The sequence below is a fragment of the Lentilactobacillus kosonis genome (assembly GCF_003864335.1).
Classification (GTDB): Bacteria; Bacillota; Bacilli; order Lactobacillales; family Lactobacillaceae; genus Lentilactobacillus; species Lentilactobacillus kosonis.
Map to the genome: position 1 here is coordinate 316443 of NZ_BEXA01000003.1, position 21987 is coordinate 338429.

Below are 21987 nucleotides of genomic sequence, written 5' to 3' on the forward strand. Positions count from 1 at the left end.
CTTATTCTACTTAGAATAAGTTAACAAAATAGCGTAAACTAGCGTTATAAAGCCAACTAATATTAAGGAGTTGTTTATTTGAATCAAGTAATTGAAAGAAAAACATATTTAGCAATTTTTGCTGCAGCACTATTGTCATTTACCGGAATTTTAACTGAAACATCAATGAATGTAACTTTTCCGGAACTAACCAAACAGTTCTCAGTTTCTCTAAATGTCCTACAATGGATCACTACCGGCTATTTATTAATGGTTACGCTAGTCATGGCCACAACTGCATTTCTATTAAAAAAGTACCCGGCAAAAAATCTTTTGATTTTTGCTGCTAGCACTTTTATTATCGGTGATATTTTATGTGCTATTGCCACTAATTTTCCGACCTTATTAATTGGCCGTATCATTCAAGCAGTTGCTACTGGATTATCAACCCCCATCATGTATCAAATTATTTTCGCCAAGATTCCTAAGAATAAAATTGGGACTATGACAGGAATTGCCGGAATGGTAATTTCATTTGCTCCCGCCCTAGGGCCAACCTATGGTGGCATAGTTGCAACCACACTTTCATGGCGCATGATTTTTGGCTAATTTTACCAATTGTCGTTGTCAGTTTAATTCTTGGTTACTTTTATATTGATCTAGAAAACTCTGGAACCAGCAAATCATTTGATATTACCAGTTTAATATTTCTAACCATTGCATTTACTAGTATCATAATTGGCGTCAGCGAAAGCGGATCAGTTGGACTGTTTAGCATCAATTCACTGATTCCAATCCTCATTGGAGTTATTGCCATTATTATCACCCTATTTACCAACCGACATGGGAATTCTCAGTTATTTGATTTCTCAATTTACAAATCACTAAACATTACCTTATCAACCATTACTTACTTCGTTCTACAATTTATTAATATCGGAATATCTTTTCTCATTCCAGTATATTGTCAGTACGTTCTCCATACTAATTCGCTAATTTCCGGGTTGATTTTATTGCCAGGAGCTTTAGTTGGGGCATTTACATCCCCCTTTGCAGGTAAGTTGGCGGATTCGCGTGGATACGCAATGCCCATCATTATCGGTACTTCTGCTGTCACAATCGGTAGTTTTCTATACTTAATTACACAAAACTTACTTAATATCGCATTAGTAACTGCTTTGTATGTATTTTTACGCTTTGGTTTTAATATGGCATTCGCTAATTCTATTGGTAATGCCACTACTTTAGTAAAACCAGAAAACAGCCCTGACGTTAATTCTATTTTTAATATGCTTCAACAATTTGCGGGATCCTTAGGCGTTGGTATTCTAGCCGCTACTCTATCCAATGCACAGCTTAACGGTGCAGGTAGCTTTATTTCTCGAACCGTCGCTGGTGGTCGAATCGCTTTTGTAACTCTAGTTACTTTAGGTATTATTGCTACAATTTCGGCCATTATTAATTTTTCCACTCGGGCTCAAAAAATATTAAGGACTAATTCAATTTAAATTCGTCAGTTCTGAAATACAGTTATCCAAAAAATATCGTGCTAAAATACTATTAAGAACTATTTGTCTGGAGGAATTCATATGGGAAATAAACAAGTCGATGTAATTATCATCGGTGCTGGACCAGGTGGCTTAGCTGCCGCTTATCAGCTTGCCTCTACTAAGTCAGTTTTAGTAATTGAAAATGATTTATGGGGTGGAACCTGTCCCAACCGCGGATGTGATCCCAAAAAAATGTTGTACAGTGTTGTTCATACGAAACAACAGACAACCGATTTGGCTGCCGTTGGCTTGACTAGTGATTCCAAAATTGACTGGGAATCACTGATTGCCTTCAAGACTCGTTATACTGAAAAGGTTCCTTCAGGAACCCTTGCAGGACTTAAATCTACTAACATTCTCACTGAGCACGGTCAGGCTAAGTTTATTGATCAAAATACTGTGGAAGTTAACGAAACTATCTATCAAGCGGATAAAATAATTTTAGCAACTGGCTTACATCCAGTTATCCCACAGATGCCCGGATGTGAATTCATTCATACTAGCACAGACTTTTTAAGTATGCCTCACCTGCCAAAAAAGATCGCCTTTTTAGGTGGCGGATTCGTTGGTATTGAATTAGCTAATATCGCTGCTGAATCAGGATCAGAAGTTCACCTAATTCAACATAATGACCGAATTCTTAAAGCTTATCCGGCCGACTTAACTAAAAAGTTGATTACTTCAATGACTAACCATGGCGTTAATTTCCACTTTGATACTGAAATCAGTGGTATTCAAGAAAAGGCCGACGGTAACTATGAACTAATTGGTAACGATGACTTTAGTCTTGAAGTTGATGAAGTGTTCACATCAATGGGAAGACAACCTCAGTTAGACTCGTTGAATTTGGAAGTTACTGGCATTACCTTTGATAACCGAGGAATTCAGGTGAATGCGTTCATGGAAACCGCTAATCCCAATATTTATGCCATTGGTGATGTTGCCACTAAACCGGTTCCTAAGTTAACGCCTGTTGCATCATTTGAAGGTTCCTACGTTGCCAAACGAATTTTAAACTCAACTAATGAACCAATCAATTACCCTGCCATCCCACAAGTTGTCTATTCATCATTACAGCTTGCAACAACTGGAGTCTCCCTCAGCGATGCCCAGGAGAATCCTGACATGTATTTAGTGAAAACTGCTCAAACTGGTGAGTGGTATACCTTTAACCGCATTCAAGACCATGATGCAGTTGTGATCACTATTTTAGACAAAAAAACAGCACCATCGTCGGCGCGACAGTACTGTCGAAGATAGCTGATGAGATCATCAATTACCTTACATTTGAAATCAATCAGCATGCTGATAAGCAAGTAGCTGCTAGTCAGATTTTAGCTTATCCAACCCCTGCTTCGGATCTAACATATTATCTTTGATATGCTTGAAAGTCGTTCATGCCTCTTAACAATTCAGTTTGATTAAGATAGGCAATTGATCCGTCTTCAGAATCAACTTCGACTTCACCAGCATCATTAATAATTTTTAAAACATCCCCCACTGTGGCGGTATCCTTAATTTTTGGGACTGCTGCAGTGATTTTTTGGTTTCCGTTAAGTAGCCTAAGAGCTTAAGCTTGCTTAAATACACACCATAAATATCATAAGCCAACGAATTAGCAAACATCTGAGCCACAAAATCATTAGCGGGTGCCGTTACCACCTCACTAGGTGTTCCAACCTGTTCTAAATTACCAGACTGCATTACCGCAATTCGATCGCCTAATTCTAAAGCCTCATCCATATCATGGGTCACAAAACAATAGTACTATTAGTATTTTCGTGGATTTGCTTAACTAAACTACGTAGCTGTCGTCTTGCGATTGGGTCCAAAGCACTAAAGGGTTCATCCATCAAAATAAGTTGCGGATTTGCTGCAAACGCTCTAAGAATTCCAATTCGCTGCTGTTCACCACCAGATAACTCTTTAGGGTATTTTGATAAATACTGCTTGGGATCCATATCAACTTCCTGCAATAATTCTTCAGCCAATGATAAAGCTGTCTTGCTGGATTGCCCCCGCATTTCTGGAATTAGTGTGATATTTTGCTGAACCGTCATATTAGGAAATAATGCACTTCCCTGCAATACATAACCAATAGACATTCTTAATTCTCTCAAATTGTAATCCATGCTGTTTTTACCACGGAGCTTGATTAGTCCAGATGATGGATCAATCAGTCGATTAATCATTCGAAGGGTCGTTGTTTTCCCACTCCCTGAGGCACCGACTAGCACAAAGAACTCGCCCTCATTAACTTGAAAGGAAATATCATCAACACTCATTTGGTTATCGAATCGTTTACTAACATGATCAAACTCTAAAATTGGTTCTGCCATAATTATTTCCCTCCAATCAAGTGATGAGCAACCAAATAGTCTTTAGCAACAGCAGCAGCCGAACGCTTTTGAACGTTAACTTCATAATTCATTTGTTGCATATCAGATTCGCTAATTTGTCCTGCTAGTCTATCCAAAGCCTTAACAATTTTAGGATTTTTCCTAGCAAAACTATTCTTCATCAGTGGTGCTCCTTGGTAAATTGGGAATAAATTCCTATCATCCTTCAATACAATTAAATGATATTGACGAATTTGTGAGTCAGTCGAGTATCCATCAGCAATGTTAACTGCACCCTTATTAAGGGCTTCATAACGTAGATCTGGATCCATCGATTGATACTTTATATTTAACCCATATTTCTTCTGGATTCCCTTGTAGCCATCTTTGCGATCAATAAATTCCAAATCAAATCCAGCATGCAGTTTGCTACTAATCCGATTCAAGTCAGAAATCGTTTTTAGATGATACTTCTTAGCGAATGATTTTTCACTACTAACGCGTACGTATTGTTATACTTCATTGGTTTTAAAAACGTCATCTTAAACTGTGAATTCAAATCGTTCTTAGCGGTTTGATAGAGTTTCAATGCAGTCATTCCTTGCACTGAGTGATTATCCTTCACTAATCCTTGTAACACCGTCCCAGAAAATTCTGGATACATAGTAATTTGATCAGATTTTAACGCGCTAAACAAGAAACTAGTTTGTCCAAAATCAGGTTTTAACGTAACTTGAACATTTGGATTACTATCTTTAATCAAGTCTTGATACATATTAATTAGAATTTCTGGTTCTGATCCCATCTTGCCAGCAATTGTGATTTGTTGCTGGGGCTTTTGGAACCCTTGATAAGTCTCAAATCCTGCAAAGCCAATCACTATTACGCCTAATGATATTAGGAGAGTTCGTATCTTAACCCGCTGCAATAGCTGGATTAGGCCACTAAATATAACCGCAACCATAGCCGAAGCAATGGCACCAATCAAAATTAGTGAATTATTATTTCGACTAATTCCCAATAAAATGAACGTTCCTAAACCACCAGAACCAATCAAAGCAGCTAAGGTAGCGGTCCCAACAATCAGCACCATTGCCTGACGAACCCCAGTTAAAATCACTGGCATCGCGATTGGCAATTCAAATCTTCTTAACTTTTCCCAGCGTGTCATTCCAAACGCATCGGCTGCTTCTTCAAGCAAACTATCAATGGATGATAATCCAACATAAGTATTTTGAAAAATTGGAAAAATTGCATAAGTTACCAAAGCGATAATTGCGGGAACTTGACCAATCCCGACTAGTGGAATCAGTAATCCTAACAGAGCTAAAGAAGGAATAGTTTGTAAAATCCCTGCAATCTGATTTAATAATTCAGCTAACCGTTTATGCTTCTGAACTGAAATAGCCAATGGAACCGCGATAATAATGGCAATTAAAAGTGAAACTACTGACAACCAGATATGTTGACCAGTCGCTTGCCATAAATCATCTCGTCTCTCGGCTAATGTTGCTAACAAGGTACTCATCTCGTCACTCCTTACAAATAAAAAAAGCCAGAAAACTGGTCTTTTTTACTTAGTTAAACTTCACCAAGATTATTAAAGTATTCTACGCTAATGTCATCATCGTCAATAATCAACTTAGTTACACTACCATTAGCCGTAGCTTCGCCGATATCTAATTCCGGAGCATAGCGATCAACAATTGAACGAATGGTCATTCCATGGGATACGATTAAGATTTTATCATCATCATTAGTGTTTTCTCTGATTTTGTCAAAACCAAAATTCAGTCGCTCCCAAAACATTGCATTGTTTTCAGCATGATTATACAAATCTGCTCGGTGAATCAAATCCCGAGCCCGTTCCAAGCCAAAGTTTTAAGCACTTCACTTTCAGTGGTCTCTTGAACTTGGACCCCGACGAATTGCCACATTTGGCTTAAGTCGCTGCCTTCGAAGTACCCGTGAAATTGTTCTCGTAATTCAGGGTATTGATAACTAATAATATTCATATTATTAGGATTTTGCTTCAAGATTAGTCGAGCTGTGTCGATTGCTCTTCCTGAATCACTACTAAATGCAGCGTTAAATGGAATATCCTTTAGACGTTTACCAGCATTCTTCGCATCTTCGATTCCTTTATCAGTTAATGGTGAATCAATCCATCCTTGTACTCGGTTGTAATAGTTTAAATATGTTTGACCATGGCGAACCATATAAGCAGTTACAGTCATCTCAAATCATCCCCACTTTCTGAGTTTCTTATCTCAATTATAAACTAATTAATAATCAATGCATGTAGTTAGTCTGTGAACTAAAGCAAATATTCAGTTAGATCAATCAAAGTAAATTTTGTGAAATTTATTTACGTAAGTTCAGCCATGGCATTGCACACTTGGTTTAATAAGAATTATAATATAGTTAAGCGTTTTCATAAAGCTGATTATGATAAACAAGGAGATCAATATGACAGTTAAACAAGAAGCTTTTGGATCTTATCAAGGAACCCCTGTTATTAAATATACGATTACTAATAAAAATGACGTTTCAATCTCTGTTTTAACCTTAGGAGGTACCCTATACGAATTTCTCGTTCCTACGAATAACGGTGAAAAACATAATCTTATTCTGAGTTTTGAAACTGCTGAAACTTACTTAGATAATCCATTTTACTTATGTATGGCAGTCGGACGAACTGCTGGACGAATCACTAAGGGAGCTTATACATTAAACGGCAAGACTTTCCATCTTGATCAAAATGAAGGGGAAACTAACCTTCACGGTGGTAAACATGGTTTTTCTTCTTTTGTTTGGGATGGCTCAATTAATGATAATAAAGTCATCCTTACCAAGCATATTGACACTGTCGTTGACTCATTTCCTGGAAACTTAGATGCAACTATTGAATATTCATTAAGTGACGACAACGAGCTAAAGATTAAATATACTGCCAATAGTGATGCTGACACTATTTTTAACCCCACTCAACATATCTACTTTAACTTGGGTAATACTGATAACATTCTTAACCATACCTTACAAATCAACGCCGATCGCCACTTGGACTTAAACAAGGATGACAAAACCCCAAATGGCAAATTTTTGGACGTCAAGTCGACCGCGTTTGACTTTGAAGATACTCACAACTTAGGAGATTCAATTGAAAAGAAACGGGCCCAAACTGGTAGCGACTTTGACGATGTTTTCGTAATCAATGATCATCAAGCTAGTGAACCAATCGCAGTACTTACTGATCCTGAATCAAATCGAAAGGTTACCATTAAATCAGCTCGAAATGGTTTGGTCGCCTTCACCCCAGACGACTTAAGTTCCCTCACATTTAAGAATTATGGGATTGGCACCAAGTACATGGCCATTGCTCTTGAAGCTCAAAATTTACCAGATGCAATTAACCATGATGATTTTGGGGATATCTTATTGCCAGCCAATCAAGAACGAAGCTATGAAATTTCATACAAGGCTGAATTCTAACTCTCGCTATTGCAAATTAATTAATAATAGAAAGTCAGCGATTTTCCGAAATGGGAATCGCTGACTTTCTATTTTAACATTGATTAGTACGCTTCAAGCTGCACTTATACATGTTATTTCTGATATGCATAAACGTCCCTTACCATTGCAATTTCTTCATCGGCTGGAATCAAGAATACCTTAACCTTAGAATCAGTCGAACTTAAATCACCTGGTTCTTGCGCCTTATTTTTCTCTTCATCTAGCTCGACTCCAAACCAGCGAAGCTTCTTACATACTTCTGAACGGACCCATTCATCATGTTCACCAATTCCACCAGAGAACACGATTGCATCGACCCCATCTAATTCTGTGATATACGATGAAGCATACTTAATTACCCGATTCAAAAACATATCTAATGCTAATTTGGCCTGGGGATCAGAGGACTCTTCTAAGTCTCGCATATCTGAAGAAATGCCGGAAACCCCAAGCATTCCTGAACGTTCGTTAAACATTTCAATTACTTCGTCAGCTGAAGCGCCCATTCGTTTCATTAAATATGGAACCAATGCAGGATCGACATCTCCGGCTCTAGTCCCCATTAAAAGACCATTCATTGGCGTGTAACCCATTGAAGTGTCATAACACTTGCCGTCTCTTTCAGCAGCAACTGACGCTCCTGAGCCCAAATGAAGGGTCACTATGTCGGCCTGATTAGTCCCTAACATCTTCATCGCCTCTTGAGTGATGTAAGTGTGATTAATTCCATGTTCTCCATACCGCTGTATCCCAAATTTCTCAGTTAATTCGTGGGGAATACCATACTGACCATTCATGGCGGGCACATCATGGAAAAATGCACTATCAAAAACCGCATACTGAGTAGCCTCAGGTAAAATCGACGTCACAATATCAATATACTTGGCTTCACTTGGATTATGAATTGGGGCAATTTCTCCTAATTCAACAATTCGGCGTAAAGTTTTAGGCGTGATTTTAGTCACCTTATCAAAATCATTGGCCCCTGCAACAACTCGATGGGCAACTAATTTGATATCACCAAGGTGATCGATTACATTGAGATCCTTTAAACGGTTCAACATAATCCCGGCGGATCTTTCATAACTAATATTGTCTTGTTGATCTTTAAATACTTGACCATCACCATACTTAATTTTGACCTTTGAACCTGGCATATTCAATCTTTCGATTTCACCGGCCGCTAAGACATCCTCATTAGGCATTTCAAACAGTTTAAACTTCAACGATGAGCTTCCTGCATTAACAATCAATATTTTCATGGTCTTCTGATCCCCTTTAATATAGATTATGATATCTATATTAAACCATAAATTCGCTATAATGAAAAAACGCTTACATTGAACTTTTCAAAAGTTCAAAATCTAAACAATTTTTGATCAAAATTAAATTAACCCATAAAAAAACAGCATCTCATTAATGAGATGCTGTCGTTGATTTTAATTATTTTTCATGTCCATTGCGTGGCCACCAAAACCATTCCGCAATGATGAAACAACTTTACCAGTAAATGTGTCATCTTGTTCTGAGTAGTTACGAACAAACAATGAGTTAGCAATAACTGGAACTGGAACACCAAGTTTAAGGGCTTCTTGGATAGTCCATTTACCTTCACCAGATGAGTGCATAACACCAGTAATGTTATCCAAATTTGCATCCTTAGCAAAGGCTTCTTCAGCAAGTTCCATTAGCCATCCACGAATAACTGATCCGTGTGACCAAACTTTAGCAACTGCTTCATTATCGTATTCAAATTGACTGTTTTGAAGAACGTCATAACCTTCACCGATAGCTTCCATCATACCGTATTCGATACCATTGTGAACCATCTTAAGGTAATGACCTGAGCCTGGTTTACCAGTGTATAAGTAACCATCTTTTTGTGAGATTCCTTCAAATAAAGGTACTAAGTGATCAAAGGCTTCCTTACTTGGGCCACCAATCATGAAGTTACCACCGTTCAAGGCACCATCTTTACCACCTGAAGTACCACAATCGAAGAAGTTAATTCCTTTAGCAGCAGCGATTTCATTATGACGTAATGAATCTTCGTAGAATGAGTTACCACCATCAATTAAGTAGTCGCCAGATGAAAGTAGGCCAACTAATTCTTCAACAGTTGAGTCGGTTGGTTTACCAGCTGGAACCATGATCCAAACAGTTTTAGGAGCTTGTAATTTACTTACAAGATCTTCATTACTTGTAGCAGCAATTGCACCCGCTTCTTCAGCAAGTCGAACGTTTTCAGCGTTCAAATCAAATGCAACAACTTCATTTCCGTTACGAAGCATGTTCTTAACTAGGTTAAGACCCATTTTACCTAAACCAATCATACCAATTTGCATATTCTCTGTCTCCTGTTCTTAATAAAACATCATCTTTAAATACTTCCAAGTATGATTATATAATTTGAAAATAATTTTCACAAGGGAAAAGTGAAAAAAATTCAAAAAAACTTTTCATTTAAGACAAAAACGCCTATTTATAGGCGTTTTTCTTTCTTAATAAATATTTACAGGTGTTGACAGATTTTGAAATAAATTTACATTTTGTGTCGTCTAACCCTTACTAATTCAGTAATTACAACTAATACCAGAGTAGCAATCGATAATACTATACCTAATTTGAGGCCAGCAGCTTCATATTTAAAATGCAGTCGATTATTGCCTGGATGTAATTTAATTCCCATCAATCCATCGGCCACCTTAATAACCTTACCTGGTTTGCCGTTAACTTCAATATGCCAACCCATGTCAAACGGCATACTCATAAATAACGTTTGGTTATTTTGCGTAACATTAATATTACCCTTAAAATTGTCCCCTTGGTAGTTAATTTCTTTAGGCTTATCAAATTTCAAAGTGCTAATTGGTCTATTTACAACATCGCGGTTAAATGCCTGATTATCTAGACCCGCAAAGTCATTTTCTACTCCCGTTAATGAATTAGGTGATGTAATCTGTACACTAAATTTATGACCAGCTCGAATATTTCCTAACGGAATAACCTCTGTCCCTAAACCACTGTAGATTGGCGGAATCATTTGGCCATTTACTGAAATACTAACTCCACTTAGTCTTATTTTGGGGATATATAGATACTGTGACCCTGAAGTTTGAGCTTTAAGGATCAACTTATAATTATGAACGCCATCTTTATCAATACTATTTAATGACACTAATTTAGGAGCTTTAAAATATTGATACTCATTTCCCGCTTCAATTTGTACAACTCGATTTAGGTTTTTAAACACCATATTTTTCTCAAAGGTTAAATTTTGAATATCATCATTAACCATAAAACCAATAGGTGCAGCTTTCATATCGTGGTTAGCGGTAATTTGGTTATTGCCAATTGCCACAATGTTTCGTATGCCCAACAAGTGATTAGTAACTTCGGTTCCCCCAAGCATATCAATTCGTCGAATATTTCTTGTTGAAAAGCCGAGGCTCTCCAAAACATGGTGTGTTTGCGAATTTAACGTTGAGCTATACGAACTAATACCCCGATTTGAAAAATTAATGAATCATTGTAGCCAGAATATGGATTCACATATAAAGATCTAATTGGCTGATTAACAACTAAGGATCGATATACTCGACCATCAGCAATACTATTAGCATTATCACGTTTAATTATTCGCTCACTGTAAGTATATGCTTTAGCATAATCATTTTGATTAATAAAAGTTGCACCACCAGATGCTAATACGAAATTAATTCCCATTTCCAAAACAACCGTTAAACATAATAAATATTTTTTTATTCTTGATTGAGAAGGGATTCCCATCATTAACAGTGACGTAACTAAAATAAAGCCAAATCCAACTAGTAAATGCCAATTATTCACGGAATATTTAATATTATTAAAGCCAAAATTATGTAGTAGCTCACTAAATATATTGGCGCCTATATAACCAATTACTATGCTAATGCCAACATACTTAGTCGCTGTAAATACTACTTTACGATTTGTAAAAACATTCTTAGTATAGGCTTCAAAACCAAACATAATTATTAAGAAGCTGAGCATAAACACCATTCTAAATGGAAACCCAGCTGGCTGTTGCAGCATGTGCCAAATGGTATTAAATGGTAGGATCCACATACCTAAAATTACGGTAGTCAAAATAAAACCGGCTGCCCGTTTACTTTGTTTATTAATTTGTTTAGATAAAAAATAACCAATTAAGCCAATTATAAAAACTGTGCCACTAAAGAAACTAGGATCATGAAATAATCGATCATTAAAATTATTAGCCCCCACTCCCAAGTTAGTTAAGGCACTCGGTCCAAAACAAACAATGGGCAGGAAATTTTTAAGGGCAAAACTCCCCTTACCAGTGGTCATCATTGCAATCCCAGTTGGAATAAGCACTACCGCAGACAATCCGCCAGCTAACAGGGAATACCAACTAAATCTGCCAATTAATTGCTTTTTAGTGGCAATAAACTTACTAAACTTAATTCCATCAGGTTTTTCATTAATCAACAGATAGCCTAAATACATCACCATAAATATGCACATCATGTAACCCATATAATAATTAGTAACAATTGTATACGTCAGTGCCAATACATATAACCAGACCCGATTATTGCTAACCAACTTCTCCAGTCCGTATACAACAATTGGTAACATAATCAACGCATCGAGCCACATTAAATCATAGAAATACATAGCTGCAAAACCGCATAAACCATATGCAACTCCTGCAGCGATGGCCATTAAATCATATTTTTGATATTTCTTAGCCAAAAACACGCTCATTGAAAAATTAGCGAAGATTAATTTCAACCAAATAATCAGGTCGATTGCCATCGGTAACTGGGCATTTTTAAAGAACACGATTATCAAGTTGAACGGACTTAGTAAATAATAAGAATAAATTGGCACAACACTATCACCAATCGAAACCAAAAATGAATAACTTGAAAAATGTAGGTGTAATAATTGCCGACGCAATTCTGTAAAGAACTGCAGATATTGAGTAGATAAATCACTAATCATAAAATTCTTCGGCCCAAACGGACTAATTTGTAAAATTAAAAAAATTGTCGTTAAAACAACCATCGGAATAATGATTGCCATTAGATAAAATGTTTTCTTCTCACTTAATTTATTCGTTATCATCATAAAACTCTTTCTATTTTTTCAGTGCCTTTTTATTGTAACTGATAATTTTCGCGAACAATACTGCAAAATTGAATAATCTGTTAACTAAAATGGCCAACCTTATATTACATTATTAACTAATATTGAAACAATTGACTAATAAAACCCATAATTTACAAAATTTGTAACGAATTTTAAGAAATTCACCCTCATCAGTAACCATTTATCAACTTAATAAATCTTGGTTTATAAGTAATCCGCAACCTTTTTGCTAATCTGCAATCATTTTTAACAATTATGAAATGACCTTGATATTGTTTAGTAGCATTAATCTCATATAATACTCTTTGTATCTTTTAGAGGAGGATCACTTACATGACAATTAATTTTAAAAAAGTTGCTGGCCTATTTATGGGAGCAATAGCTGCCTTCACCTTGGGAACTACTGCATACGCTAGCAAAACTAAAATCGCAGATGTTTCTCAGTATCAAGGAAACATTAACTGGAGCAAAGCTTCAAAAGAACTAAAGATGGCAATTATCCGAGTTCAACACGGAGATAACGGTGACGCTGACTTTAGTATTGATACTAAAAAAGATGTAAATGCTGCTGGAGCATATAAATATAAGGTTCCATTTGGCCAATATGGATACGCTGAATTCAGTAGCGTTGCCGATGCTAAGAAAGAAGCTCGTGACTTCTATAAACGAAGCAGCAAAAATGCTCGCTTCTATGTTTTAGATAACGAGCATCGTAAAGGCAAAGGCAGTGAACAAAGCTATGTTAACGCTTGGTTATCAACGATGCGTTCACTAACCAATAAACCATTAGTTTATTATTCATACCAAAACTATGTAAATACTTATAAAATTAACTATTCAAAATTCGATGGCTCATGGATTGCTAACTACTCTACTAAGCCAAATGTTAAGGCCGATTTATGGCAATATACATCAACTGGTCGCGTAAGTGGAATCACTGGTAACGTTGATTTAAGCAGGGTTTTAACCAGTAAAGTTGCTAATTGGTACAGCACGTCTAGTGCCCATGTAACTCCTAGTTACTTCACTAACTTGCCTACTAGTAAAAAAATTACCACTACCAAAGCTATTTACCAGTACTCAGATAAAAACTTCAAAAATCGCATTAAAAAAGTCGCTGCTGGTACTAGTCTATCAGTAACTAACGTTGTTAAATCAGACGGTAATGCTTATAGATTCCAACTAGCAAATGGAAACTACATTACTGCCAATAAATCTTACGTTCATTAATTAACCGTCAAAAAGGAGAATTCAATATCGTTTCCAACAACAATATTATCAAAAACGTCGTTAAATCACTATTGTTCATCGCAACTATTGCAATGATGCTCGTAGCAATCAATCCATCATCAGAAACTGCTTCTGCTAAGAGCAACACATCATATGATTCAGTACTTAAAACTGCTAAGAAGCATCTAGGTGCTCGATATGTTTGGGGGGCTACTGGACCCACTCATTTTGATTGTTCAGGGTTTACGAAATACGTTTATAAAAAATCAATTAAGAAAACCATTCCGCGAACTGCTCAACAACAATATAACCATACTAAAAAAGTATCTAAGTCAAACATAAAAAAAGGCGACCTAGTATACTTTGGTGGTAGTAAACATAGTATCTCACACGTTGGTATGTATATTGGTAACGGTAAAATGATTGACTCCCAAAACCGAGGAGTCATTGTTGAACGAGTTTACTCACCATGGTGGCATGTCGTTGGTTTTTCAAGACCTGCTAACTTAACGTATTAATATCCAAAATCCCCTGTTAATTAAAGTCATAACTTTAAATTAACAGGGGATTTTTTATTTTCAGATAACTTATCGTTTCTTAAATTCTGTATATATCCACTGAATTTCTGAAACGTCTGTAACTTTTATTCTATTAACAGGATCATCTGGTTGAAGACCGTCGACGTGAATAGCCAACCGCTAACCTCAGCTGAATCAGTCAAGTTATCAATACTATTTACGTATAAGTTATTATTTCCAGATTGGTAGAAAAAATCAATTCCCTTATCTTGGAAATATTTCTTTGATACCTCAAAAACGGTGCTACTTTCATCCCAATCAATAGTATGCGGAATAGTAAACATTCTCTCGGTACCTTTATATTGATCTCGAAATTTTGATGGCGTAGTTTTTAGCCATTTTTTTAAATGTCTTAGTAAAATAACTTGTTTGTGAAAAGCCCACGGAAAGCGCAATAGAGCTAACCGGTTGATTAGTTAAGGCAAGTTTCTCCTTCGCCTTAGCCACTTTTAAATGATTAACATAATCGATAAACGTAATGTGTAAATCCTTTTTGAAAAGTCGACTTAAATATGAGGGAGATAGGTAAACTTTATCAGCAAGATCATTTAAAGAAAATGACTTGTTAATATTTTTCAAAATATAATCAATTGCTTTTTTTAGACTTTTAGATGCTTCAGAAGATGCTGTAACCTGCTTATCTACTTGTTCTTCAACTACGTTGCTATATCTAAAAGAAAGTTTTAACAAAATACTAAGATAGTTAATTTGACCAAATTGTTCATTACTCAACGCATCAAGCACAACTTGTTTCCCTGATCCCTCTTCATCGAAAACCTGAGTAAATATATTATTCAAGTATTCTTTAGAAAGTTTAACTCGTTGTTGGGATACATTATCGCAATTGCACAAAACGAATCCCAATAATTTTGAATCTAAAATGATTGGAAAAATTGTATACTTAACAATCTTATTAACATCTAGCTCACTTTGAATAATTTTATCATCTGAATAAACATTATTATTATGAACCAAAACCCCCGTTAAGCTATAAAACAGCGCATCAATTTGTGTAATATCTGAGAATGACTGAAGGTATGAACCCAAACTCGAATACTCTGTCAAAGATGGCGCATTAATTGTTTGATCTGTCACAAGCAGTATCCCCCTGAAGGCCGTTTTTTCTGAAAGCCCTTTCTAAATATCATTATATCTTAAAGTAGCTAATCTTCAACACAAAGTAGTACAAATTTCAAAGTTTAATTGTATTTTCTTTAACAAAAATACCACTTTATCGCTTAATAACGGCAACTATAATTAATTATTAACAATAAAATGTTTTATTTTATTCGTATCAAAGTAAAACAATTTATTAAAATGTATAATTCTAAGTTTCATTTTTTATAAGATAACTCTTCACATAATATTAAAATCATTCCTGAAAATAATTTTTGGAGGCTTAATTAAACATGTTATACTTTACACAAAGTATATACAATGCTAGGAGGCGTGTTTTTGAAAAAAGCAATGTTGATTGGCGCTATTGGCTGTGGAAAGACCACGTTAATCCAGGCGTTACATCATATCCAGATAAATTATAATAAAACTCAAGCATTAGATTTTTATGATGACATAATTGACACTCCAGGAGAATATGTTGAACATCGTCGACTTTACTCTACTTTAATTACGACTTCTGCAGAAGCTTCCATTATTTTTCTCTTACAAAGTTCGATAGATAAACGAGCAATTTTTCCACCTGGATTTACTACGATGTTTTCAGCTGATGTAGTTGGAATAATCACTAAAGTCGACGAAGCATCAGAATCTGATATCGAATATGCCCGTAGTCGCCTTTTAGAAACTGGTATTAATCATATTATCGAAGTGTCTTCAGTAACGAACCAAAATGTTGATCAAGTAAGAAAATTAATCGATTCGCATAACGGTTAAAACTCCTAGTTACAATTTAACGTAACTTATTTACGTACTATCGCTGATTAGGAGCGATATGAATGATCATCATAGGAGATTAAGCCAATGACAAAGAAATATATACTATCCTTAGATATCGGAACTAGCCGTGTTACTGCCCATATTTTTGATCACAATGGTGATAATGTGGCTTCCACAACCAAAGAAATCAGCCATTACTCCGTCCAACCCGGTTGGTTTGAACAAGATCCGCAGGAAATATGGGAAAAACTAATTTCATGTGTCACTAATATTCTGATTTTAGGCCAAATTAAACCTGCAGAAATCGCCAGCATTGGGATAACCAATCAGCGGGAAACGACAATCCTTTGGAATAAGATTACTGGTAATCCAATTCATAATGCCTTAATGTGGGAATCACGCCAAAGTGAATTCATTTCAAATAAATTAATTGACGATGGATACTCAAATTTTATTCATGAACGGACCGGGCTATTTATTGATCCATATTTTTCAGCAACTAAAATCGTGTGGTTATTAAATCATGATCCTGAATTGGGTCAAAAGTTATATAAAGGTGATTTATTATTTGGAACTCTCGACTCTTGGATTGTTTGGAAACTAACTTCTGGAAAGACCCACGTCACTGATTACACAAATGCATCACGAACGATGCTATTCAACATTAATACTCTTGAATGGGATAAAGATATTTTGAAATTACTAAAAATTCCTGAAAAGATGTTACCTGAAGTTCATTCGAACTCGGAAATCTATGCTTACACTGATCAGGATGTTTTCTTTGGTGCTAAAATTCCAATCGCCGGCATTGCTGGTGACCAACAGGCAGCTATGATTGGTCAATTAGCACTGGATAAAGGGAATATCTCCGGAACATATGGTACCGGAGCGTTTATCATGCTAAATACAGGACAAACCATAAAAAGATCGGAGAAACGGCTCATTACAACGATCGCATACGGCATAGATGGCACTGTTTCATATGCTGTTGAAGGAAGTATCTTTGTTGCTGGATCAGCTATCCAGTGGCTTAAAAACGGTTTGAAACTAATTAATTCCACAAGTGAAGCTGGTAAATTAGCAATGATGTCGACCGACAACCAAGAAATGTATGTAGTGCCTGCATTCACCGGACTCAGTGCTCCTTACTGGGATTCAGCAGCTAAGGCTGCATCTTTCGGCATGACACAGGAAACCACAAATTACGATTTTATTAGAGCGACGCTTGAATCGGTTGCTTACCAAACCACAGATGTTGTTAATCTAATGAATTCAGAAACTAGTATTAATATTAATCAGATGATGATAAATGGTGAATTTCGCGTATTGATTATCTCGACCAATTCCAGGCCGATATTCTTAACCTTAATTTACGAAGATCACAAGTTTCGGATGCTGATGCATTAGGAGTCGCCTTTCTCGCTGGTTTGGCTGTCGGATTTTGGCAAGACTTTGACGAGATTAGGGAATTAGTTCACCCTGATACAGAATTTTATCCAAATATCGATGATGAAAAACGCCAACTGCTTTATGATGGCTGGAAAGATGCCGTCTGGGCAACTCAAGAATTTTCGAAACATCATTCTCATAATTTTAATTCGTAATATAAAAGAGCGTTCCTGTCATTCGATGACAAGGACGCTCTTTTTAGTTAATAAAAATTAATTAATTGCAACTTCTAATAAACTAGCAATAATTGCACCAACAATTGGCCCAACCATTGGTACCCATGCATATCCCCAATTTGATCTTCCCTTGTTAGGAACTGGGAGAATTGTATAAGCCAGTCTAGGAGACCAATCACGAGCTGGATTCAAAGCAAATCCCGTTGTTGTTCCTAGAGCACTACCTATAACTAAAATTAATGTTCCGACAATAAATGGCTTTAAACCTTCTGTGAAATCACCTAAGTTAAGTAAGATGAACACAAAAGCAAATGTCGCAATTACTTCAGACATAAAATTCCAAAATGGAGAACTAATTGCTGGAACCGTGGCAAAAATTCCAACTTGGTTTCCCTCTTCTTCAGTCTTAGTTGCTTTGAAATGTGGGTAGTAATGAATAATAACAATTGCTGCCCCAACAAACGCTCCTAAGAATTGACCAAGTAGATAAGGAACTACTAAACTCCACTTGAATAATCCCGCAGCAGCAAACCCAATAGTAACCGCTGGGTTCAAATGACCATCAGAACCAAGCATAGCTGCAACGTAAACCCCCATTGTTACTGCAAGGCCCCAAGAAACACTGACAAATAACCAATCTGATCCTTTACCATAAGTCTTCTTTAGGTTAACACCTGCTCCTGTACCTGTTCCTAAAATGATAAGAATCATTGTTCCAAAAACTCACCGATAAATCCATTCATAATATTCACCACTTTTTCTATATTATTTAGTTGTGTTCCAAAAAATTATTTCTAATCTTTATAATTACTGAATTATCTAAGCCAACCTCATTAAAAATAAATTCTGACAGTCCCCCGTACACTTCATTAATAATGGAAGTTGCCTGTTCTAAGTAGTCATCATTGACAACAATTAAGTCGCTGATTGATTTTACAAAATCCCGACCCAATTTCATCTTTTTTGCTTCATCAAGTCGCCATTGAATTCTCTTTTCGGATGCATCATTTGATTCTAGATAATTCAATTTAATATCAGTTTGATTAACTCCAAGAATCGACAGCAATAAATATGTACATATTCCTGTACGATCTTTTCCTGCAGAGCAATGAAATAAAATGCCATTATCTTGTTGTCCAAACTCAGCCACTGCATAAAAGAACTCTCGAAATGCGTTAATCGCATGTGGATCGGTAACGAATTTACGATAAGATCTCATCATTCGTTCATAACCATACTGGTTATCATTTGCATAAGCTCGATTGATTTCAGCCAAAGACTTGGTACTACTAGTTGTGTCATCATCAAATAGTGGAATATTCAAATAGTTTATTGATGACGACAGCCGATCAGGATATTGGGAAATTTCTGACGATGATCTCAAATCAATCACTGTTTTTATCCCATAATCCTCAATCATCTTGACCCCACCATCAGAAATATCCGTTAGGTATCCACCCCGCAATAACTTATGAGCTTTCACCGTTTTATTATCGTTAGCTTTTAATCCTCCTAAATCTCTGAGGTTAAAAGTTCCCGGAATTTCTAAAATGCTATCGGTCATGATCAATCTCCTACCTTTTTCAGCCAATCAGGATCATTGATAAGCGCCATTCCAACGGCTAAGAAGTCCGCTTTATGACCTGCTTCAATAATGTCCTGCTTGGTTTTTATCCCACCAGCAACAACTATTTGACACTTGACAAACTTTTCAAAAATACTGACAATCGACATTTCCGTATCCACAGTTTGAGGTATCTGCGCGTAATTACTAATCGATAAACTTAAGTAATCAATTCCCAGTTTATCCAAAACAATTGCTAATGAGACTGTCTCGTCTAGTGTCATTCCACCATCTTCAATTTCCTCGGGAGACAATCGATAGCCCACGATAAAATTACTTGATAGTTTTTTGGCATGTTCAATAACTTTCGTTACTAATAAAGTGACAAAAGTTAGTCTACGATACAAATTACCACCAAACATATCAGTTCTCTGATTTGATTGTGGTGATACAAATTGCTGTAATAAAAACGTATTTGCCCCGTGAAGTTCTATGCCATCAAAACCTGCGGCATAAGCTCTATCAACTGCATCAGTAAATTCCTGAATCACCTGATAAACATCACCCTTAGTCATTTCTCTTGGGATAGGAAAATCCCCGTGTTTAGCCTTAACTGCACTTGGCGCTATCACGGGTAATCCTCCGTTAGTATTACTATTTGTCATTCTTCCAGCGTGAACCAGTTGAATGAAAGCCCTGCTTCCATTCTGATGAATCGCATCAGATAAGTATCTTAACTGGTTAACATCACTGTCTTTACAGATACTTACTGAGTTGGTTGATGTCTTGCCAGTTTGAGACACATAAGCCGAACCAACCACATCAACTCCAACATCCTTTGATCGACTTGAGTGAAACATAAGATCATTTTGACTTACCGTGCCATCAATCGATGATTTATTGATGTCAAGTGGCGAAAGAAAGATATTATTTCTGACTGAAAGCTTACCATTAATTTTGAGTTGTTTTCGAACAATACTATTTAACATATTATCCCTCTCAAGTTCTGGTAATATTGGCTGTGTCGAATCCCAAAAGATCATGTAAAGTATCTAATACTTTTCTTAAAGCAATCTCCACTTCAGAGACATCTCCAACCACAACGACGGAACCACTAAACCGGTCAATGAAGCCTAATGTAACGTTACCTGCTTTGGTAGCTACGTCACCGGCAATAATTGATGCCTCACTAGGAGTAATTGTTAGAATTCCAATTGCATTTTTAGGTGACTGGATTCCCAACTTGTCATAGATATCCATTGTCGGATTGGCAACAATATGTGCCATCGTAACTTGTTTTCCTGGAACATATTCTTGAATTGTTCTTTCGATATCTCTAGCCAATTTTCTACTCCTTTCAGAGTTTAGCAACGCTAACTACATCTCTAGCAATTACAATTTCTTCGTCAGTTGGGATAACGGCTACTTTAACTTTACTGTTTGCCGTTTCAATTGACGTTTCATTGTTAGCATTCTTTTGCTCATCAATTTCAACACCCAAATAACTAAGCTTTGAACAAACCATTGAACGAATCATACTGTCATGTTCACCAATTCCGGCAGTGAATACTAATGTATCAAGACCATTTAAATCTGTTACATAAGAACCGATATAGTGTTGAATTTGGTGGACAAACATTGATAATGCCAATTCTGCTCGCTTATTACCATTTTTAGCCGCATCTTCCACTTCTCGAATATCATTTGATACTCCAGAAATTCCTAGAATTCCCGATTCCCGATTCAGAACTCGTCTGACGTCTTCAGAATCTAATTTGAATTTCTCTTCAATGAATGGAATTATTTCAGGATCAATATCACCTGATCTACTTCCCATCATTAAACCAGCAAGCGGTGTGAATCCCATTGAAGTATTCACAGATTTTCCATCCTTCAAAGCACACAAGCTACTACCATTACCCAAATGACAAGAAATTACTCGATGTGTTTGTTCGCTACCGAACAATTCCCGTGACTTTTCACTAATATACTGATGCGAAGGTCCGTGGAATCCGTATCTTCTGATGCCGTCATTCTTATAATAATCATATGGCAATGCATACATATATGCTTCTTCAGGCATCGTCTTGTGGAATGAAGTATCAAAGACTGCAACTTGAGTCGCATTAGGTAACGCCTTTTCAAATTCAACGATTCCCTCAAGGTTAACCGGATTATGCAAGGTGAAAGAACGCTAAGATCCTTAATCGTCTTTTTCACATCGTCATCAACCACTACAGAATGAGTATATACAGGACCACCATGAGAAATCCGGTGACCAACACCAGCAATTTCATTCTTTGATTGAATAACCCCACTGTTTAAAAGGATGGCAATCACTTCAGAGATTGCGGTGCGATGATCTAAGATAGATTCAACTTTTTTGCTGGACTTATCATTGATTGTATATGAAACTTGAGCATCATCGTTTCCAATTCGGTCAACTTGACCACCTGCTAGAACCACTTCTTCAGGCATATCGTATAGTTTGAATTTTATAGAAGAGCTACCTGAGTTTATTGATAAAACTTTTTTTGACATAGTTAGCACCCC

At 36.4% G+C, this 21987-nt stretch carries 18 protein-coding genes and 6 pseudogenes; 8 read left to right on the forward strand and 16 right to left on the reverse strand.

Annotated features, from left to right (window positions below; genetic code table 11):
* Positions 1-78: 78 nt before the first annotated feature.
* The 3 genes and pseudogenes from NBRC111893_RS07000 to NBRC111893_RS11350 all read left to right on the forward strand — a co-directional run bounded on the left by NBRC111893_RS07000 (position 79) and on the right by NBRC111893_RS11350 (position 2908).
* Positions 79-1487 (forward strand): annotated as a pseudogene (locus tag NBRC111893_RS07000) (MFS transporter).
* An 81-nt stretch (positions 1488-1568) separates the two neighbouring features.
* Positions 1569-2789 (forward strand): dihydrolipoyl dehydrogenase family protein, encoded by a 1221-nt coding sequence (locus NBRC111893_RS07005; protein WP_225417645.1) that lies wholly within the window; start codon positions 1569-1571, stop codon positions 2787-2789.
* An 11-nt stretch (positions 2790-2800) separates the two neighbouring features.
* Positions 2801-2908 carry a hypothetical protein gene (locus tag NBRC111893_RS11350; RefSeq protein WP_225417674.1) on the forward strand — a complete coding sequence of 36 codons (108 nt, stop codon included), beginning with the start codon at positions 2801-2803 and terminating at the stop codon, positions 2906-2908.
* On the opposite strand, the gene NBRC111893_RS11840 is transcribed toward NBRC111893_RS11350, so the two are convergent.
* From NBRC111893_RS11840 to NBRC111893_RS07020, 5 genes and pseudogenes are all read right to left on the reverse strand, one after another.
* The gene (locus NBRC111893_RS11840; RefSeq protein WP_261341433.1) at positions 2899-3030 is read right to left on the reverse strand and encodes a hypothetical protein; all 132 of its coding nucleotides are present in this window, start codon (positions 3028-3030) and stop codon (positions 2899-2901) included. The two genes, NBRC111893_RS11350 and NBRC111893_RS11840, sit on opposite strands and share 10 nt — an antisense overlap.
* A complete protein-coding gene (locus tag NBRC111893_RS11355) occupies positions 3015-3284 on the reverse strand; it encodes a hypothetical protein (RefSeq protein WP_225417646.1) in 270 nt (89 codons plus the stop codon). Before NBRC111893_RS11355 ends, NBRC111893_RS11840 begins: the two co-directional genes overlap by 16 nt.
* Complete coding sequence (locus NBRC111893_RS07010; RefSeq protein WP_225417649.1) at positions 3281-3868, reverse strand: ATP-binding cassette domain-containing protein; 588 nt, start codon at positions 3866-3868, stop codon at positions 3281-3283. Before NBRC111893_RS07010 ends, NBRC111893_RS11355 begins: the two co-directional genes overlap by 4 nt.
* Positions 3869-3870: 2 nt before the next feature.
* A pseudogene (locus NBRC111893_RS07015) lies at positions 3871-5396 on the reverse strand (ABC transporter permease/substrate-binding protein).
* 53 nt (positions 5397-5449) lie between these two features.
* Positions 5450-6105, reverse strand: a pseudogene (locus tag NBRC111893_RS07020) (histidine phosphatase family protein).
* 232 nt (positions 6106-6337) lie between these two features.
* Here NBRC111893_RS07020 and NBRC111893_RS07025 point away from each other — a divergent pair.
* Entirely contained in the window at positions 6338-7363 is a 1026-nt protein-coding gene (locus NBRC111893_RS07025) for an aldose epimerase family protein (RefSeq protein ID WP_125008505.1), read from the forward strand.
* A 113-nt stretch (positions 7364-7476) separates the two neighbouring features.
* Here the strand turns inward: NBRC111893_RS07025 and NBRC111893_RS07030 are convergent, their stop codons facing one another.
* The 4 genes from NBRC111893_RS07030 to NBRC111893_RS11850 form a co-directional block, all read right to left on the reverse strand.
* The gene (locus NBRC111893_RS07030; RefSeq protein WP_125008506.1) at positions 7477-8646 is read right to left on the reverse strand and encodes an acetate/propionate family kinase; all 1170 of its coding nucleotides are present in this window, start codon (positions 8644-8646) and stop codon (positions 7477-7479) included.
* 177 nt (positions 8647-8823) lie between these two features.
* Positions 8824-9729, reverse strand: coding sequence for a phosphogluconate dehydrogenase (NAD(+)-dependent, decarboxylating) (gnd, locus tag NBRC111893_RS07035; RefSeq protein WP_125008507.1), 906 nt, complete (start codon positions 9727-9729; stop codon positions 8824-8826).
* Between the two features lie 197 nt (positions 9730-9926).
* A complete protein-coding gene (locus tag NBRC111893_RS11845; RefSeq protein WP_369689712.1) occupies positions 9927-10841 on the reverse strand; it encodes a YfhO family protein in 915 nt (304 codons plus the stop codon).
* 20 nt (positions 10842-10861) lie between these two features.
* A complete protein-coding gene (locus tag NBRC111893_RS11850; RefSeq protein WP_160114461.1) occupies positions 10862-12517 on the reverse strand; it encodes a YfhO family protein in 1656 nt (551 codons plus the stop codon).
* A 357-nt stretch (positions 12518-12874) separates the two neighbouring features.
* Between NBRC111893_RS11850 and NBRC111893_RS07050 the strand changes: the two genes are divergently transcribed.
* Positions 12875-13771 (forward strand): GH25 family lysozyme, encoded by an 897-nt coding sequence (locus NBRC111893_RS07050; RefSeq protein ID WP_125008510.1) that lies wholly within the window; start codon positions 12875-12877, stop codon positions 13769-13771.
* Positions 13772-13863: 92 nt separating this feature from the next.
* The gene (locus NBRC111893_RS07055) at positions 13864-14289 is read left to right on the forward strand and encodes a C40 family peptidase (protein ID WP_125008580.1); all 426 of its coding nucleotides are present in this window, start codon (positions 13864-13866) and stop codon (positions 14287-14289) included.
* Between the two features lie 125 nt (positions 14290-14414).
* On the opposite strand, the gene NBRC111893_RS07060 is transcribed toward NBRC111893_RS07055, so the two are convergent.
* Positions 14415-14633: a DUF4430 domain-containing protein gene (locus tag NBRC111893_RS07060; protein ID WP_125008511.1), complete on the reverse strand. Its 219-nt coding sequence runs from the start codon at positions 14631-14633 to the stop codon at positions 14415-14417.
* 13 nt (positions 14634-14646) lie between these two features.
* Positions 14647-15444: a helix-turn-helix transcriptional regulator gene (locus NBRC111893_RS07065; protein WP_160114462.1), complete on the reverse strand. Its 798-nt coding sequence runs from the start codon at positions 15442-15444 to the stop codon at positions 14647-14649.
* A 360-nt stretch (positions 15445-15804) separates the two neighbouring features.
* Here NBRC111893_RS07065 and NBRC111893_RS07070 point away from each other — a divergent pair, with 360 nt between their 5' ends.
* A complete protein-coding gene (locus NBRC111893_RS07070; protein ID WP_125008513.1) occupies positions 15805-16242 on the forward strand; it encodes a EutP/PduV family microcompartment system protein in 438 nt (145 codons plus the stop codon).
* Positions 16243-16329: 87 nt separating this feature from the next.
* Positions 16330-17849: pseudogene (glpK, locus tag NBRC111893_RS07075) on the forward strand (glycerol kinase GlpK).
* Positions 17850-17906: 57 nt separating this feature from the next.
* Here glpK and NBRC111893_RS07080 read toward each other — a convergent pair.
* The 5 genes and pseudogenes from NBRC111893_RS07080 to NBRC111893_RS07100 all read right to left on the reverse strand — a co-directional run bounded on the left by NBRC111893_RS07080 (position 17907) and on the right by NBRC111893_RS07100 (position 21975).
* Positions 17907-18613: pseudogene (locus tag NBRC111893_RS07080) on the reverse strand (MIP/aquaporin family protein).
* 26 nt (positions 18614-18639) lie between these two features.
* Positions 18640-19434 carry a tyrosine-protein phosphatase gene (locus tag NBRC111893_RS07085; protein ID WP_225417651.1) on the reverse strand — a complete coding sequence of 265 codons (795 nt, stop codon included), beginning with the start codon at positions 19432-19434 and terminating at the stop codon, positions 18640-18642.
* Between the two features lie 2 nt (positions 19435-19436).
* Positions 19437-20423: an oxidoreductase gene (locus tag NBRC111893_RS07090; protein WP_160114463.1), complete on the reverse strand. Its 987-nt coding sequence runs from the start codon at positions 20421-20423 to the stop codon at positions 19437-19439.
* Between the two features lie 10 nt (positions 20424-20433).
* Positions 20434-20778 (reverse strand): BMC domain-containing protein, encoded by a 345-nt coding sequence (locus tag NBRC111893_RS07095; protein WP_125008516.1) that lies wholly within the window; start codon positions 20776-20778, stop codon positions 20434-20436.
* Positions 20779-20791: 13 nt separating this feature from the next.
* Positions 20792-21975: pseudogene (locus NBRC111893_RS07100) on the reverse strand (acetate/propionate family kinase).
* Between the last annotated feature and the right edge of the window lie 12 nt (positions 21976-21987).

Excerpts from the sequence above, each read along its gene's own strand:
- NBRC111893_RS07005 (WP_225417645.1), top strand. The coding sequence starts at position 1,569 with ATGGGAAATAAACAAGTCGATGTAATTATCATCGGTGCTGGACCAGGT.
- NBRC111893_RS07010 (WP_225417649.1), bottom strand. The coding sequence starts at position 3,868 with ATGGCAGAACCAATTTTAGAGTTTGATCATGTTAGTAAACGATTCGAT.
- NBRC111893_RS07025 (WP_125008505.1), top strand. The coding sequence starts at position 6,338 with ATGACAGTTAAACAAGAAGCTTTTGGATCTTATCAAGGAACCCCTGTT.
- NBRC111893_RS07030 (WP_125008506.1), bottom strand. The coding sequence starts at position 8,646 with ATGAAAATATTGATTGTTAATGCAGGAAGCTCATCGTTGAAGTTTAAA.
- gnd (WP_125008507.1), bottom strand. The coding sequence starts at position 9,729 with ATGCAAATTGGTATGATTGGTTTAGGTAAAATGGGTCTTAACCTAGTT.
- NBRC111893_RS11850 (WP_160114461.1), bottom strand. The coding sequence starts at position 12,517 with ATGATAACGAATAAATTAAGTGAGAAGAAAACATTTTATCTAATGGCA.
- NBRC111893_RS07050 (WP_125008510.1), top strand. The coding sequence starts at position 12,875 with ATGACAATTAATTTTAAAAAAGTTGCTGGCCTATTTATGGGAGCAATA.
- NBRC111893_RS07055 (WP_125008580.1), top strand. The coding sequence starts at position 13,864 with ATGATGCTCGTAGCAATCAATCCATCATCAGAAACTGCTTCTGCTAAG.
- NBRC111893_RS07060 (WP_125008511.1), bottom strand. The coding sequence starts at position 14,633 with ATGTTTACTATTCCGCATACTATTGATTGGGATGAAAGTAGCACCGTT.
- NBRC111893_RS07085 (WP_225417651.1), bottom strand. The coding sequence starts at position 19,434 with ATGACCGATAGCATTTTAGAAATTCCGGGAACTTTTAACCTCAGAGAT.
- NBRC111893_RS07090 (WP_160114463.1), bottom strand. The coding sequence starts at position 20,423 with ATGTTAAATAGTATTGTTCGAAAACAACTCAAAATTAATGGTAAGCTT.